Origin of the sequence: Fictibacillus sp. FJAT-27399 (assembly GCF_001510655.1) — a bacterium.
In the GTDB taxonomy this organism is placed as follows: domain Bacteria; phylum Bacillota; class Bacilli; order Bacillales; family Fictibacillaceae; genus Fictibacillus_C; species Fictibacillus_C marinisediminis.
Genome location: NZ_LMVC01000007.1, coordinates 63,243 through 77,938, shown reverse-complemented (window position 1 = coordinate 77,938; position 14,696 = coordinate 63,243). Strand labels below are relative to the sequence as shown.

The following is a 14,696-nucleotide window of genomic DNA, read 5'->3' as shown; positions in this document are numbered from 1 at the left end:
ATATGTCTGGTGGCGATAGCGAAGAGGTCACACCCGTTCCCATACCGAACACGGAAGTTAAGCTCTTCAGCGCCGATGGTAGTTGGGGGCTTCCCCCTGTAAGAGTAGGACGTTGCCGGGCATGCACGAAGCACTGTTGGATTGATTTCAGCAGTGCTTTTTTGTATGTTCTTTTATGAAAATGACGTGATAGGCAAGTAAACCTTGTCGAACCGCAAGTAACGGGTGTGAAATCGCAAGTAAACGCTGTCGAACCGCAAGTAAAAGAGCCAAAGCCGCAGGTAAACCAACCAAACCCGCAAGTAACGATCCAAATCGCCCAGGGAAAGATCGCCTAAATTACGCTCATCTGACCTCGAACCCTCCTTGAACCCTCATATATACATCAAAAAGAAGCCACCCCATAGGGGGAAGTCCAGAAAATCTACTATAAAAACAAACCCTAATTAGTTCTTTTTCTTCAATAAACCCCTTTCCACACACCAGCCAAGAGCATCTCTGCAATTTATTAAAAACACACATAACTCTTCTACAGCAGATATGGTATGATAGGTGAAATTATGGCTGAAGAGGTGTTAGCATGAAGGATAAAAAGTTTGATACAAAAGCTGTTCATTTTAGTACAATCCGGGAGTCGGAAGTGGCAAGCAAGGTACAGCCTATTTACCAAACCACTGCCTATTCATTTAAAGACCTGGATGACATTGAAGATTATTTCAGAGGAAACAAGCCGTACTTGTATTCACGGGTGGATAATCCGAACAATGATGATTTAGCTACGGGAGTGGCACGGCTGGAGGGAGCACCATCAGGAGCAGCGACGTCTTCTGGACTCTCAGCGATTTTATGTGCGGTGCTTGCAGTTGCGCAAAGCGGAGATCATATTGTTGCCTGTGATGATCTATATGGCGGTACATACCATCTGTTTGCTTCAGAATTGAAGACGTTTGGCATTGAAGTCACGTTTGTCCCGTTTGCGGATCAGCAGTCCATTCAAGAAGCCATACAGCCCAATACAAAGATCTTATACTCTGAATCCATTACTAATCCATTGCTTAGAGTAGAGGACATTCACGGGATAGCAGAGCTGGCCAAGAAAAATAAAGTCATCTCGATGATTGATAATACATTTGCTACTCCATACCTTCTTCAGCCGTATGTGCAGGGTGTGAACGTAGTCATACATAGTGCGACAAAATATATTGCAGGACATAGTGATGTAACAGCGGGAATCATTGCAGGGGATCAGGACATTGTTCAAAAAGCCAAAGAAAAGATGGCGAACCTTGGATGTAATCTCGGCCCTTTTGATGCGTGGCTGGCGGCCAGAGGATTAAAGACTTTGAGCGTAAGAATGGAACGGCAAGTGAAGAACGCAGCTTGGTTAGCAGAGGTTTTGAAGGAACATCCAGCCATTAAAAAGGTATATTATCCTGAGTCGGCCAGCATGCAAGGCAACGGAGCGATTGTTACTGCTGAGCTGAGTGATGATGCCGATATTGAAGGGTTTTTCCGCCACTTATCATGGGTTAAAATCGTTGCAACGCTGGCAGGTGTGGAGACGAGTGTATCCTATCCGCTAGGGACTTCTCATCGAGCCATGCCGGACGAGCTTATAAAAAGACTGGGGATTACGAAACATGTAGTAAGGATTTCGGTTGGCATTGAAGATAAGGGGGACATTACCGAAGTCTTCCAAAACGCCCTTAATCATGCGCTGTAAGGGAATTTATGGTAAATTATCAGATTTGTCGAATTTGTGAGAGTGTGCTAGAATAGCTATGAAAGCGCTTTACAAAGACAGCAAGGAGGACGACAAGATATATGAAGCAACAAGAAGAATTACACCGTGGATTGGAATCAAGACATATCACATTAATGTCACTTGGTGCCGCAATTGGTGTTGGGTTATTTTTGGGTTCTGCTAATGCTATAAAGCTTGCTGGTCCTGCTATACTCGTTGCCTATACGATTGCGGGCGCCGTCATGTTTTTGATTATGAGAGCCCTTGGAGAAATGGCGATTCATAATCCGGTAGCTGGTTCGTTCAGCCGGTATGCAAAAGACAACCTTGGTCCGATTTCCGGTTATATCACAGGCTGGAACTACTGGTTTTTATGGGTGGTTACCTGTATGGCCGAAATTACAGCTGTCGGAATCTATATGGAAAAATGGTTTCCAGATGTACCGACATGGATATGGGCACTAGCTGCATTGGTTATTATGGCTTCTGTCAACTTAATCACCGCAAAAGCCTATGGAGAATTTGAATTTTGGTTTGCTTTAATTAAGATTGTCGCTATTATCGTTTTGATTGTTACAGGTCTAGGCATTATTATATTCGGTTTTGGGAATCACGGAATTGCTACAGGGATCAGCAACCTCTGGAATCATGGAGGATTTGCTCCTCATGGAGTTAAAGGTATTTTAATGTCCATGCAAATGGTCATGTTCGCCTTCTTGGGCATTGAGATGATTGGTGTCACGGCTGGAGAAGTTAAAAACCCGAAAAAGGTACTTGCCCGTGCAATTGACACTGTGTTTTGGAGAATTTTACTATTCTACGTGGGTGCACTTTTTGTTATCATGTCCATCTACCCGTGGAATGAAATTGGTACTACTGGAAGCCCATTTGTTTTGACCTTTGATAAAATCGGTATTGCCCAAGCCGCTGGAATCATCAACTTTGTTGTTTTGACAGCAGCCCTTTCCAGCTGTAACAGCGGTATTTTCAGCACAGGACGCATGCTGTTCAATCTGGCTGAGCAGGAGCAGGCGCCGGCCGGCATGAAAAAAATCAGCCGCACCGGTGTTCCGTCAAAGGCAATCCTTGTATCTTCAGGAGTCCTATTGATCGGGGTTATTCTGAATTATCTCTTCCCGGGATCTAAAGTGTTTGTATGGATTACAAGTATCTCTACATTCGGAGCAATATGGACTTGGGGAACCATTCTCTTGTCCCAGATAAAGTTCAGAAAGTCGTTATCACCGCAAGAACTTAAAGAATTGAAGTACAAAACACCACTGTGGCCTTATGGATCTTATATTGCTTTAGCCTTTTTGCTGATGGTGGTAGGAATCATGGGGTACTTTAAAGAAACACGAATCGCTCTTATCGTTGGACCGATCTGGATTTTAGGACTTGTTGCTTTTTATTATGGAAAAGGTCTTAATAAAAAGGATAATAAAGACGAGAAAGTGGCATAATAATTTTAAGTTGCACGTCAGTAAAAATTTACTGGCGTGCAATTATACAAAAAGAGTTGCGTGATTTCAAAATTCATGATATATTAATTATTGTCGACTCAGACATAAATGAGTTCGGATGAAAAAGTCAGCCGAATACATCATATGACAGTCGATACTCGGACACATCGTCCGTACACATTCATATCATCGCGGGGTGGAGCAGTCTGGTAGCTCGTTGGGCTCATAACCCAAAGGTCGCAGGTTCAAATCCTGTCCCCGCAACCAATTTAATTTATCTACTCCATGAGTAAATGATAAATGGACCCGTGGTGTAGTGGTTAACATGCCTGCCTGTCACGCAGGAGATCGCCGGTTCGACCCCGGTCGGGTCCGCCATTACTTTTAAAACGTAAACGAAACAATTTGTTTCGTGTTTTTTTATGTAAAAATAGGTTTTTTCCATAAAATAAGATAAACTAATAAAAGACACATAACCCTTAGGATCATTCGATGCCTAGGGATTTTTTATAGAATGAAAAATCAAAAGGCTTTTTTTAAAAAAATGCACAGGGATTTTAAATAGGATAGGGTATAAAATCAAAAGGCTTTTTTGTAAAAACGACCGTGAAAGTGGAAGGGTACATACGATGAAAGATGAATTTGAGTGGATTAAAACGATTAGTCCGGCCAGCCATAAACAGTCTTCGCTTATACAAGGAATTGGGGATGACGCGGCTCTCATAAAAGGTTCAGAGCTTGATCAGATTGTATGCCTTGATACGATGGTGGAGGGCGTTCATTTCACGCAAAGCACATTGACTCCGTTTCATGTCGGCCATAAAGCGCTTGCCGCCAACATTAGCGATATTGCTGCAATGGGTGGTATACCTCTCTTTTACTTGGTTTCTATTTCTATTCCGCATTCATGGGAGGAAGGGAAGCTGTCCCAGATCTACAAGGGAATGGCTGCACTTGCTGAAGAATATGATATGGATCTGATCGGCGGCGATACCGTTTCTACGAAAGGTCCTCTTGTTTTATCTGTGACCGTATTGGGCCAGGTAGAGCAAGGAAGGAAGCTTTTGAGAAGCAACGCTGAACCTGATGATGTTGTTTTTGTATCAGGCCCGGTCGGAGATTCTGCGGGTGGATTGTCCCTGCTTTTAGAACGGTCCCACCAAGGTGAATTCAGCACAGAGGAAGCTCTCCTTGTCAAAGAGCATCAGCTTCCTTTGCCGCATGTGGGGGCAGGGAGGATCTTGGCGAAGTCCAATAGACGAGTGGCGCTGAACGATATCAGTGATGGCGTGGCCAGCGAAGCAAATGAGATCGCAGAAGCGAGCGGTGTTTCGATCACACTTTTTCATGATAAACTTCCAAAAAGTGCAGCCATCCAGTACTATCCCAGCAAGATGCAGGACGAATGGATGCTGTTTGGCGGAGAAGATTACAAACTGATCGGGACGATGTCTCCGGATGCATTTCCTGAAGTGCAGGCGGCTTGCGAAAAAGCCGGGATTTGTTTAATGGTGATCGGACGGGTAACAAAAGGGACGCCCGGTGTGCTGCTGAACAGAGGAACTTCGGTTGAAAAACTGTCGAAAGCGGGATATAACCATTTTTCTGATTGAGGTGCAAGTATGGAACAACTTTTAATAACAACAGCTTCTCCTGAAGAAACGAGTGAGCTTGCTGAGAAGCTTGGAACCTTGCTTGGGCCGGGGGATGTGCTTACTCTTGAAGGAGATCTTGGTGCAGGTAAAACGACATTCACAAAAGGTCTTGCCAAGGGTCTGGGTGTAAAGCGGGTGGTCAATTCACCGACATTCACCATCATTAAAGAATATAAGGGGCGTCTGCCTTTTTATCATATGGATGTATATCGTTTGGAAGACAGCGATGAGGATTTGGGATTTGAGGAATATTTTGAAGGTGAAGGAGTAACGGTGGTGGAATGGGCACAGTTCATTGCTGACCGGCTTCCGGAAGACCGGCTGAATATTGAGATCCGCCGCACGGGAGACGAAAAAAGGGAATTGAAATTTCACCCTGCAGGCGAACGATTTATTACGATATGTAAGGAGTTAGGAAAATGAAGGCCTTAGCCATAGATACATCGAACCTCGTCATGGGTATTGCTGTGGTTGATGGAGAGAAAGTCATTGGGGATTATACGACGAACTTGAAAAAGAATCACTCCATCCGGGTTATGCCGGCGATTCATGATTTATTGAAGGAAATGAATATGAAGCCAGCCGATCTGGACCGGATCATTACGGCGAAAGGGCCAGGATCGTATACAGGAGTGAGAATCGGGGTAACAATCGCGAAAACGCTGGCCTGGGCGCTGAAAAAGGAGCTCGCAGGTGTTTCCAGTCTTGAGGTCTTGGCTCAGAACGGAAAATACTTCAATGGCTATGTCTGCCCGTTGTTTGATGCCAGGAGGACCCAGCTATATACAGGCTTGTATGGCTGTGAAAAAGGCAGCTTTCAAGCGGTAAAAGAGGACCGGCTTGCATTGAGGACCAATTGGCTTGAAGAATTGAAACGCCTGGAGAAACCGGTTCTGTTTTTGGGAAACGATTTAGAGCTGCATAAAGAAAGTATTCTAGAAGAGCTCGGTGATCAAGCGGTGTTCGGTACGTCAGCTGATCATAACCCGCGCCCGTCTGAACTGGCACGAATCGGCATGGGGAAGGAACCAGAATCTGTCCATCATTTTGTTCCCAGCTACCTTCAGCTTGCAGAAGCGGAAGTGAATTGGCTGGCGGCACAGAAGGAGTAGGTGCAGACCATGGAGGAGACATACACATACAGGTTGGCGACGGTCAATGACCTGCAGGATATCATTGAAATCGAACACGCTTCCTTTACTCTGCCTTGGACACAGGAAGCTTTTTATAATGAGATTGTCCATAATCAGTTTGCCTACTACCTTTTACTAGAGACGGATGGGAAAATTGTTGGGTACTGCGGTGTTTGGGTCATTATAGATGATGCCCATATTACAAATGTGGCGATCCGTCCTGAATACAGAGGCAAGAAGCTTGGGGAAGCGATCATGAAGCAGGCGATGATACTGGCGAAGCGTTATGGTTCAGCAAGGCTCAGCCTTGAAGTCAGGGTCAGCAACTATGTAGCACAAAATTTATACCGCAAGCTTGGTTTTCAGGATGGCGGTATCAGAAAAAATTATTACAGCGATAATGGGGAAGACGCTTTAGTGATGTGGGTGATGCTTTGATGAAACAGGATGAAATTATACTGGCGATTGAAACGAGCTGTGATGAAACAGCGGTCGCGCTCGTGAAAAATGGAACAGAAATTATGGCAAACGTAGTCGCTTCACAAATTGAAAGCCATAAGCGTTTTGGCGGAGTCGTGCCTGAAGTGGCATCACGCCATCATGTTGAACAGATTACAGTAGTGATGGAAGAAGCGCTTCAGAATGCGGGAATTACAATGGAAGACGTGACGGCGGTTGCCGTTACAGAGGGACCAGGACTCGTGGGGGCGCTTTTGATCGGTGTGAATGCGGCGAAAGCCTTGGCATTTGCCCATGGTCTTCCGCTCGTACCGGTTCATCATATCGCCGGGCATATCTATGCCAACCGGCTGATCACTGAGATGGAGTTCCCGCTGCTTGCTCTTGTTGTTTCCGGGGGCCATACTGAGCTTGTTCTGATGAAGGAGCATGGCTCGTTTGAAGTGATCGGTGAGACGAGAGATGACGCAGCTGGAGAGGCCTATGACAAAGTAGCGCGTACCTTGAACCTTCCCTATCCGGGAGGACCGCACATTGATCGGCTTGCGCAGGATGGAGAACCCGTCCTTAACCTGCCCCGTGCCTGGCTGGAAGCAGACTCTTATGATTTTAGCTTCAGCGGCTTAAAGTCAGCTGTTATCAATACCGTCCACAATGCGGCGCAGCGCGGAGAGATTATTAAGCCTGAAGATCTGGCGGCGAGCTTTCAGGCATCGGTCATTGATGTGCTTGTAGAAAAAACCGCACGTGCTGCGCGTGAGCATAATGTGAAACAGGTGCTCTTAGCAGGCGGTGTAGCAGCGAATAAAGGATTAAGAGCGGCGCTGGAAGCTAAGTTCAGCGATCTTCCCTATGAGCTCATTATTCCTCCGCTCAACTTATGCACAGATAATGCTGCTATGATCGCAGCCGCCGGCAGTATTGCCTATCAAAAAGGAAAAAGAGCAGACTGGGCACTCAATGGTGTACCAGGTCTCGATTTAGAGGCACAGTAACGTAAGAAGGGGCTGTCCAAGAAGTCTGTAAGCTGTTGATTTCCGTTCCAGGGTGCTCGCTTTCCGCGGGGCGTGCGGTGAGCCTTACCGGCGTGAACGCCTACTTTTTGGCGCTAGCGCCTGCGGGAGTCTCACCTGTCACGCTAGTCCCGCAGGAGTCTCGCACCTTCCACTTCAATCAACTTTTCATTGAAGATTTTCAAGACAAAAAGGAGCTGCTGAAGGTCAATTTTCGACTTTCAGGACAGCCCCTTTTTTTGTTGAGGCATTTTAGTGCTTTAGTGAGATGTGGACAAAGTTATCCACAGGACAGGGGATAATGTGAATAAATGAAAAAAAAGCAATAAAACTGCTTTCTAAGTCTGTGTATAAAATTCTGTGGATAACATTTTATGAAACTGTGGATAATGTGTATAACTATGTTGATGAAAGAGTTATTATCTATAAAGGCTGTGCATAACCTTGTGGATACTGTGAATTATCGCAAAATAAAAACAACGGTGCCTTGCACCGTTGTTGGGAATTATTCTTCTTCGAGCTGGAGCAGTTCCCATTCTTCCATAAGGTGCTCAGTTTCTGCTTTGATCTGTTCGATCTTTTCATTATGTTCCTGCGTTTTCTCATAATCCTGGTAAACGGCGGGATCACATAACGCTTCTTCATGAACAGCCTGCTCGGTTTCAAGCTTCTCCAAGAGGGTCTCTATTTCTTCAATTCTCCTCTGCCGCTTTCGGTCCTCGCGTTTAGCCGCCTTGTCCTGTTTATACGCTCCGGCTGAGGCGGGTTCATCCGCTTGCGGGGAGGAAGGGAGACTTTTGTTTTTTAATTCTTCACGTTCTCGCGTCTCGGTTTTTTTCGCAATATAATAATCATAGTCACCGAGATAATTTGTAATTTTCGTCCGTGAAAGCTCAGCGACCTTGGTGGCAATCCGATTGATGAAATAACGGTCATGAGAAACGAAAACTATAGTACCGGGAAAATTGATGAGTGCCTGTTCAAGAACTTCTTTGCTGTCGAGATCCAGATGGTTTGTCGGTTCGTCCAATAACAGCAGGTTGGCTTTTTGCATCATCAGTTTAGCCAGAGCAAGCCGGGCTTTTTGGCCACCGCTCAGCTCATTGACATATTTGAGTACGTCATCCCCGCTGAACAGAAAGTTGCCTAGAACGGTTCGGATTTCTTTTTCCGTTTTGTCCGGATACTCGTCCCAGAGTTCGTTCAGCAATGTTTTATTGGAGCTGAGGTTCGCCTGCTCTTGTTCATAATGGCCGATCTTCACATTGGCGCCGTAAGCGATGTTTCCTTCCAATAAAGGCAGCTGTTTTAAGATGGCCTTTAAAAGAGTGGACTTTCCGATGCCGTTTGGTCCAACAAGCGCGACGCTGTCCTGGCGGGAAACATGATAGTCAATGTTAGTGATGAGCGGCACACCGTCCTCATAACCGGTAGCGACCTGTTCAAGCTTTAATACGTCATTGCCGCTTTGGCGTTCTATATCGAACAAGAAGGAAGCGGATTTTTCATCACCAAGCGGCTTGTCCATGACTTCCATTTTCTCAAGCTGCTTTCTGCGGCTCTGTGCACGTTTAGTGGTAGAGGCCCGGACGAGGTTTTTTTGAACAAAATCCTGAAGCTTGACGATCTCATCCTGCTGCTTCTCATAGGCTTTCATATCCAGTGCAAGGCGTTCTGCTTTTTGTTCCAGATACTGCGTGTAGTTACCATTAAACTTGGAAGAGCGATGGCGGGAGATCTCATAGACCGTCGTCACGATTTTATCCAGGAAGTAGCGGTCATGCGAGACGAGCAGGATCGCGCCGGGATAGGACTGCAAATATTGCTCAAGCCATGAGAGTGTTTCAATGTCCAGGTGGTTGGTCGGCTCGTCCAGTATTAAAAGGTCTGGCTTTGTAAGGAGCAGTTTAGCCAGCGCAAGGCGTGTTTTCTGCCCTCCGCTTAATGTCTGCACGGGAGTTGACGGGTCAAACCCGCTGAATTGAAAGCCGTGAAGTACCGTGCGGATGTCCGATTCGTATTGATAGCCGCCCGCTTCCTTGAACTGAATCTGCAGTTCATCATACTCTTTTAGCAGTTTATTGTAGGCTGCTTCATCTGCGGTCAGCGCAGGTTCGCCCATTCGGCTCTCCATGCTACGCAGCTGCTTTTCCATCTTCCGAAGGGGCTCGAACACGCTGATCATCTCATCCCAGATGGACAGTTCGGATTCAAGGCCAGTGTCCTGGGCTAGATAACCGGCTCGGACGCCTTTTGGCATGATCAGCTGTCCTGAATCGTAGGACATGTCACCGGTAATGATTTTTAAAAGCGTGGATTTGCCTGCTCCATTTCTTCCGACAAGCGCGATTCTGTCGCGGGTTTGGACTTCCAGCTTAATATTCGATAAAATAGGGTCAGCCCCAAATGATTTTGTTAAGTTATTCACTTGCAAAATAATCAATGTATAGTCACCTCAAATTCCTATCGACGAATAACAAGGTTCACAGACTGAATGCGAAATGAGATGCTGCTAGATTAGCCTGTATTGCTGAATTCTGTCTACTCTTAGTGTAGCTTACATAAGCGAAGCGGAGCAACTAATCAATGTTCAACATTTCGTTAGAATTAAATTGCAAATCATCCGCCGTAGATTTCAAAGATAGTGTATATTCTAGGAAGAAGGAGAAGGTTATGGAATCTTTTACGCATTTTAACGAACAAGGAAGAGCGAAAATGGTAGACATCTCCGAAAAGGATGCGACGGTCCGTACAGCTGCAGCCAGAAGCTCAATCGCTGTTAACAAGGAAATCTACACAAAAATATCAGAAGGCTCGTTTCGTAAAGGCGATGTCCTTGCCGTTGCGCAGGTCGCAGGCATTATGGCAGCGAAAAAAACATCCGACTGGATTCCAATGTGCCATCCTCTGTCCCTGACGGGTGTAGATATTACGTTTCAATGGGAAGAAGAAAATAAAGAACAGTACAGGCTGCATATTGAAGCAGCCGTGAAAACAAAAGGCAATACCGGTGTTGAAATGGAAGCTTTGACTGCAGCGAGTGCCGCAGCGTTAACCGTTTATGACATGTGCAAGGCCGTGGATAAGGGAATGATCATTGGACCAACCTTTTTGCAGAGCAAAACCGGCGGAAAAAACGGGGATTTTCAACGTACCACTTAAAAAATATGGTAAACTGTAGATAAGCTTTCTGATAGTGGAGGGCTCTAATATGAATCAGGAACAGATAAAAATACCGCAGGCAACTGCCAAGAGGCTTCCGCTTTATTACCGTTTTCTAAAAAACCTTTCCATTTCAGGAAAGCAGCGGGTATCTTCTGCAGAGCTTAGCGAAGCAGTAAAAGTAGACTCAGCAACGATCAGAAGGGATTTTTCCTACTTCGGTGCTCTCGGGAAAAAGGGTTACGGCTACAACGTAAACTATTTATTATCTTTTTTCCGGAAAACGCTTAACCAGGATGAAGTAACAAAGGTTGCTTTGATTGGCGTTGGAAATTTAGGGACCGCTTTCCTGCACTATAACTTTATAAAAAATAATAATACAGTCATCCAGGTCGCTTATGACGTGGACCCGGCCAAGGTAGGAAAAGAAGTAGCGGGAGTTCCGATCCATTCTATCGACAACATAGTAGCGGAGCTTCAGGAAAGTGATGTAGAAGTCGCCATCCTGACCGTTCCAGTGGGCTCTGCCCAGTTTATTGCCGACCAGCTCGTTCGGGCTGGGATCAAAGGCATCTTGAACTTTACACCTGCGCGCCTGACACTGCCGGCCGAGATCAGGGTGCATCATATTGATTTAGCAGTGGAATTGCAGTCTTTGATTTATTTTATGAAACATTACCCATCAGTTGATTTATAGATTTTCCATTTTGCAGTAAAGGAGGTGTCTGGAATGATTGGAGCAGGTAGTGCAGTGTTTATCGCCGCGGCCGCATTAGTCGTATTTGGACCGAAAAAGCTTCCGGAACTTGGACGGGCAGCAGGAAAAACGTTAAGAGAATTTAAAAATGCGACACAGGGACTCATGGATGATCATGATAACGACAAAAAAGAAAAAGAGTCTCTCCAAAACGAACAGAAGTAGCAGTTAGGATGAACAAAATGACAGATAAAAACATGCCGGTCTACGACCATTTGGGTGAATTGAGAAACCGTATCGTCATTACGGCCGTTTTCTTTTTTCTCTTTATGGTTGTGGGTCTCTTTTTTGCCAAGCCCGTCATTGTTTATTTGCAAAGTGACAATGTAGCAAAAGACATCCAGATGAACGCGTTTAATCTTACCGATCCTCTGAAGGTATATATAGATTTTGCTTTTATTATTGCGCTTTTGCTTTCCCTGCCGGTAGCGCTCTATCAAATATGGGCTTTTATCAGCCCCGGTCTTTTTGAAAATGAAAGAAAAGTAACGCTCTCTTACATTCCGATTTCCTTTCTGCTGTTTGCAGCCGGACTGAGCTTCGGCTACTTCATTCTGTTTCCGCTCGTCGTTCATTTCATGTCGAACATTGCGAATTCGCTGAATGTCGAAGGGGAATATGGGATTAACGAGTATTTTTCATTTTTGTTCAGTTTAATACTGCCGTTTGGTTTGTTGTTTCAGTTTCCGGTCCTTGTCATGTTCTTAACAAGGCTTGGGCTTGTTACTCCTCATTTTTTACGAAAGATCAGGAGATTCGCTTATTTTGGAATTATCGTTGTGGCGGGTCTGATCAGTCCTCCAGAGCTGATTTCACACTTGACCATCACCGTTCCGCTCATCATTCTGTATGAGATCAGTATTTTAATTTCGGCCAATGCCTATAAAAAGCGGCTGAAAGCAGAAGAAGAAGCTATGCTTGATCTTGAATTGGAAAAGACACATCTCGATTAGCGGGGTGTGTTTTTTTATGGGATGATTTTTGTGAAGCTCTGTTGTTCTTGTGGGTAGTTGATTTCCGTTTCAGGATGCTCGCTTTCCGCGGGGCGTGCGGTAAGCCCCACGGCGCAAGCGCCTTTTGGGTCTTACCTGTCACGCTCGTCCCGCAGGAGTCTCGCACCTTTCACTTCAATCAACCTTTGAAGGATGATAATTTAAGAAATTTCCCCAGCTGCAAGCTTTTATTTGTATTAGGTAGAACTCCGTTGCTCTTTGGGATGGTTGATTTCCGTTTCAGGCTACTCGCTTTAACCGGCGTAAACGCCTACTTTCGCAGGGCGTGCGGTGAGCCTCTTGACGCAAGCGTCTGCGGGAGTCTCACCTGTCACGCATATCCCGCAGGAGTCTCGCACCTTGCACTCCAATCAACTTTTCGAGGATGCTATTACGCGACAACTCCCCGGCTGCAAGGCTTGAAATCTTGCAGGGAGGCTTTATCTTTCCGCAGCAAACAAGCCCGTTTAGCTTAAGAGGAAGCCTTCTATGGATACATAGGTTGAAAGCAGGAAAACAGCTATGAGCAGCCAGCCTTTTGCTCTTTGCTTACGTTGAAATTCCTCGACTCCCATTATGAGCATGACTAATCCTAAGAGAAAGATCATGATGGGGTTGTATTTGAAATTTCCTGCAATTAATCCGTAAGTAGCAAATATAAGGGTGATGATGGATAATAGGCGGCGCAGTATTTTTAGCAATGCATCACGTCCTTTTTAAGAAAATTTTACCATATAATCGGATTTGTTTTGCAGCTCTACAAAAAAAACGGCTTGGACAATTGTCCAGCCGGATTTTCTGTTATTTCTTGTATTTTTTAATGTGGCGGTGCAGCCTGTAGTACTTGATCGCATTGGCAAAATCAAAGGTCGCCACAAGCATGGTGATCAGGGTCCAGATCCCGGTGACGCCGTATTCATTGGAATAATGAATGGCGAGCCAGGTGAAAAGGATGCCCATGACAGTATATAAACCGCTCATAAAAAATGGTGATGTTCTCATTAGAAAAGTCCCCCAATAATCATCTGCATTTTCTCCGCTTTATCCTGCAAGTCATTGATCTTATCAGCAAAAACCACCTGTACGAGCATGACGAGGGTATTCATGGAGACATGGGCGACAATGGGAACGAGCAAGCGTTTTGTCCGTACATACAGGAATGCAAATACAAATCCCATGGCTGTATAAACGAGCAGATGGGTGAAATCAAAGTGTACCGCTGCGAAAATCAGTGAGCTGATAAGCGCTGCAATCACAAAGTTAAACCGTTTATACAGGCTCCCGAAAATAATTTTTCGGAAAATGATCTCTTCCAGGATCGGACCGGCAATGGAGGTCACGACCATAAAGTAAGGAGTGAGTTTCGCAATCTTAACGAGCATTTGAGTATTTTCAGAGCCTGGCTTAATGCCAAGCAGTTTTATTTCAATAAGTCCGGCAATAATCTGCGCCCCATAAGCCATGAAGATTCCGAGAATGGCCCAGCCGACAGCGGATGAACGGGATACGCGCCCTCCTCTTAAGGAAGGGTCTTTCATGTCGGGAATGAGGAGAAGAAGAACGATCACAAGAGCAGCGAGAAAGCTGATGGTTCCCCAAAGTCCGGCCCAGTGATCCCTTGGAATGCCAAGAGAGTTCAAGAGGGGGTAACCGACATAGCCTGACAGCTGCATCAGTACATAAGTGAGTACAATCCATAAGTAACGCTTCGTCAATGTATATTACTCCTTTAGTTAGGTTCGGTATGGTCATGTCTTCAGCATTCCCATGTATCTCCTTATTCTAACATAGATTGCTTGAAAACATGGCATGGGACCCTCTTCATAAATTTTTCGTAAATCCGTTAGGTCTGTACTTGCAAAGTGGAAAAAAATTATTTATTATAGGAAATGGAGTTAGCACTCGTTAAATCAGAGTGCTAATAAATTTAAACTTTCTATTATTTTGAGGAGGGTGTTTCACTTGTTAAAGCCACTAGGTGATCGTATTGTGATTGAGCTTGTAGAAGGTGAAGAAAAGACTGCAAGCGGAATCGTTTTACCAGACTCTGCAAAGGAAAAGCCGCAAGAAGGCAAAGTTGTTGCAGTAGGTACAGGCCGCGTAACTGAGCAAGGAGAACGCGTAGCGCTAGAAGTCTCTGAGGGAGATTCTATCATCTTTTCAAAATACGCAGGAACAGAAGTGAAGTATCAAGGTAAAGAGTACCTTATTCTTCGTGAAACAGACGTTTTAGCTGTAATCGGCTAATTCTAACCATTAACAGATAAGCTACATAGACAGCTTTATGAAAGCTGCATCGATAGCTTTTAAATTACGAA

The 14,696-nt window shown here is 45.1% G+C and carries 19 protein-coding genes, 2 tRNA genes and 1 rRNA gene; 18 read left to right on the top strand and 4 right to left on the bottom strand.

Annotated features, from left to right (window positions below):
* The first annotated feature begins 5 nt into the window (after nucleotides 1-5).
* The 11 genes from rrf (at nucleotide 6) to AR335_RS24570 (ending at nucleotide 7,769) form a co-directional block, all read left to right on the top strand.
* Nucleotides 6-121, top strand: a 5S ribosomal RNA gene (rrf, locus tag AR335_RS21470).
* Nucleotides 122-580: 459 nt separating this feature from the next.
* The gene (locus tag AR335_RS21465; RefSeq protein ID WP_062240003.1) at nucleotides 581-1,723 is read left to right on the top strand and encodes a trans-sulfuration enzyme family protein; all 1,143 of its coding nucleotides are present in this window, start codon (nucleotides 581-583) and stop codon (nucleotides 1,721-1,723) included.
* A 101-nt stretch (nucleotides 1,724-1,824) separates the two neighbouring features.
* Nucleotides 1,825-3,207: an amino acid permease gene (locus AR335_RS21460; RefSeq protein ID WP_062240001.1), complete on the top strand. Its 1,383-nt coding sequence runs from the start codon at nucleotides 1,825-1,827 to the stop codon at nucleotides 3,205-3,207.
* 190 nt (nucleotides 3,208-3,397) lie between these two features.
* A tRNA-Met gene (locus AR335_RS21455) sits at nucleotides 3,398-3,474 on the top strand.
* 35 nt (nucleotides 3,475-3,509) lie between these two features.
* Nucleotides 3,510-3,585, top strand: a tRNA-Asp gene (locus AR335_RS21450).
* A gap of 251 nt (nucleotides 3,586-3,836) precedes the next feature.
* Nucleotides 3,837-4,820 (top strand): thiamine-phosphate kinase, encoded by a 984-nt coding sequence (gene thiL, locus AR335_RS21445; RefSeq protein WP_062239998.1) that lies wholly within the window; start codon nucleotides 3,837-3,839, stop codon nucleotides 4,818-4,820.
* 9 nt (nucleotides 4,821-4,829) lie between these two features.
* Entirely contained in the window at nucleotides 4,830-5,285 is a 456-nt protein-coding gene (tsaE, locus tag AR335_RS21440; protein ID WP_053356079.1) for a tRNA (adenosine(37)-N6)-threonylcarbamoyltransferase complex ATPase subunit type 1 TsaE, read from the top strand.
* The gene (gene tsaB, locus AR335_RS21435; RefSeq protein ID WP_062239996.1) at nucleotides 5,282-5,974 is read left to right on the top strand and encodes a tRNA (adenosine(37)-N6)-threonylcarbamoyltransferase complex dimerization subunit type 1 TsaB; all 693 of its coding nucleotides are present in this window, start codon (nucleotides 5,282-5,284) and stop codon (nucleotides 5,972-5,974) included. The genes tsaE and tsaB overlap by 4 nt, the downstream gene beginning before the upstream one ends.
* 9 nt (nucleotides 5,975-5,983) lie before the next feature.
* Nucleotides 5,984-6,433, top strand: a complete 450-nt coding sequence (gene rimI / locus AR335_RS21430) for a ribosomal protein S18-alanine N-acetyltransferase (RefSeq protein WP_062239995.1) — start codon at nucleotides 5,984-5,986, stop codon at nucleotides 6,431-6,433.
* Nucleotides 6,433-7,449 carry a tRNA (adenosine(37)-N6)-threonylcarbamoyltransferase complex transferase subunit TsaD gene (gene tsaD / locus AR335_RS21425; RefSeq protein ID WP_062239994.1) on the top strand — a complete coding sequence of 339 codons (1,017 nt, stop codon included), beginning with the start codon at nucleotides 6,433-6,435 and terminating at the stop codon, nucleotides 7,447-7,449. The genes rimI and tsaD overlap by 1 nt, the downstream gene beginning before the upstream one ends.
* A 35-nt stretch (nucleotides 7,450-7,484) precedes the next feature.
* On the top strand, nucleotides 7,485-7,769 hold the full coding sequence (locus AR335_RS24570; RefSeq protein ID WP_156419131.1) for a hypothetical protein: 285 nt from the start codon (nucleotides 7,485-7,487) through the stop codon (nucleotides 7,767-7,769).
* 203 nt (nucleotides 7,770-7,972) lie between these two features.
* Here AR335_RS24570 and AR335_RS21420 read toward each other — a convergent pair whose 3' ends face one another.
* A complete protein-coding gene (locus AR335_RS21420; protein WP_062239991.1) occupies nucleotides 7,973-9,910 on the bottom strand; it encodes an ABC-F family ATP-binding cassette domain-containing protein in 1,938 nt (645 codons plus the stop codon).
* Nucleotides 9,911-10,140: 230 nt separating this feature from the next.
* On the opposite strand from AR335_RS21420, the gene moaC reads away from it, so the two are divergent.
* The 6 genes from moaC to AR335_RS25325 all read left to right on the top strand — a co-directional run bounded on the left by moaC (nucleotide 10,141) and on the right by AR335_RS25325 (nucleotide 12,801).
* Nucleotides 10,141-10,629, top strand: coding sequence for a cyclic pyranopterin monophosphate synthase MoaC (gene moaC / locus AR335_RS21415; protein ID WP_062239988.1), 489 nt, complete (start codon nucleotides 10,141-10,143; stop codon nucleotides 10,627-10,629).
* Between the two features lie 49 nt (nucleotides 10,630-10,678).
* Nucleotides 10,679-11,326: a redox-sensing transcriptional repressor Rex gene (locus AR335_RS21410; protein WP_062239982.1), complete on the top strand. Its 648-nt coding sequence runs from the start codon at nucleotides 10,679-10,681 to the stop codon at nucleotides 11,324-11,326.
* A 33-nt stretch (nucleotides 11,327-11,359) separates the two neighbouring features.
* Nucleotides 11,360-11,551, top strand: a complete 192-nt coding sequence (locus AR335_RS21405) for a twin-arginine translocase TatA/TatE family subunit (RefSeq protein ID WP_053356072.1) — start codon at nucleotides 11,360-11,362, stop codon at nucleotides 11,549-11,551.
* A 17-nt stretch (nucleotides 11,552-11,568) separates the two neighbouring features.
* On the top strand, nucleotides 11,569-12,339 hold the full coding sequence (tatC, locus tag AR335_RS21400; protein WP_062239979.1) for a twin-arginine translocase subunit TatC: 771 nt from the start codon (nucleotides 11,569-11,571) through the stop codon (nucleotides 12,337-12,339).
* 57 nt (nucleotides 12,340-12,396) lie between these two features.
* Nucleotides 12,397-12,528, top strand: a complete 132-nt coding sequence (locus AR335_RS25330) for a hypothetical protein (RefSeq protein ID WP_255357622.1) — start codon at nucleotides 12,397-12,399, stop codon at nucleotides 12,526-12,528.
* Nucleotides 12,529-12,669: 141 nt separating this feature from the next.
* The gene (locus AR335_RS25325; protein WP_255357621.1) at nucleotides 12,670-12,801 is read left to right on the top strand and encodes a hypothetical protein; all 132 of its coding nucleotides are present in this window, start codon (nucleotides 12,670-12,672) and stop codon (nucleotides 12,799-12,801) included.
* Between the two features lie 44 nt (nucleotides 12,802-12,845).
* Here the strand turns inward: AR335_RS25325 and AR335_RS25050 are convergent, their stop codons facing one another.
* The 3 genes from AR335_RS25050 to AR335_RS21385 all read right to left on the bottom strand — a co-directional run bounded on the left by AR335_RS25050 (nucleotide 12,846) and on the right by AR335_RS21385 (nucleotide 14,093).
* Nucleotides 12,846-13,079, bottom strand: a complete 234-nt coding sequence (locus tag AR335_RS25050) for a DUF3953 domain-containing protein (protein WP_062239976.1) — start codon at nucleotides 13,077-13,079, stop codon at nucleotides 12,846-12,848.
* A gap of 100 nt (nucleotides 13,080-13,179) precedes the next feature.
* A complete protein-coding gene (locus tag AR335_RS21390; protein ID WP_053356069.1) occupies nucleotides 13,180-13,380 on the bottom strand; it encodes a DUF4305 domain-containing protein in 201 nt (66 codons plus the stop codon).
* Nucleotides 13,380-14,093, bottom strand: a complete 714-nt coding sequence (locus AR335_RS21385; RefSeq protein ID WP_062239968.1) for a CPBP family intramembrane glutamic endopeptidase — start codon at nucleotides 14,091-14,093, stop codon at nucleotides 13,380-13,382. Before AR335_RS21385 ends, AR335_RS21390 begins: the two co-directional genes overlap by 1 nt.
* Before the next feature lie 247 nt (nucleotides 14,094-14,340).
* On the opposite strand from AR335_RS21385, the gene groES reads away from it, so the two are divergent.
* On the top strand, nucleotides 14,341-14,625 hold the full coding sequence (gene groES, locus AR335_RS21380; RefSeq protein ID WP_053356067.1) for a co-chaperone GroES: 285 nt from the start codon (nucleotides 14,341-14,343) through the stop codon (nucleotides 14,623-14,625).
* Nucleotides 14,626-14,696: the final 71 nt, after the last annotated feature.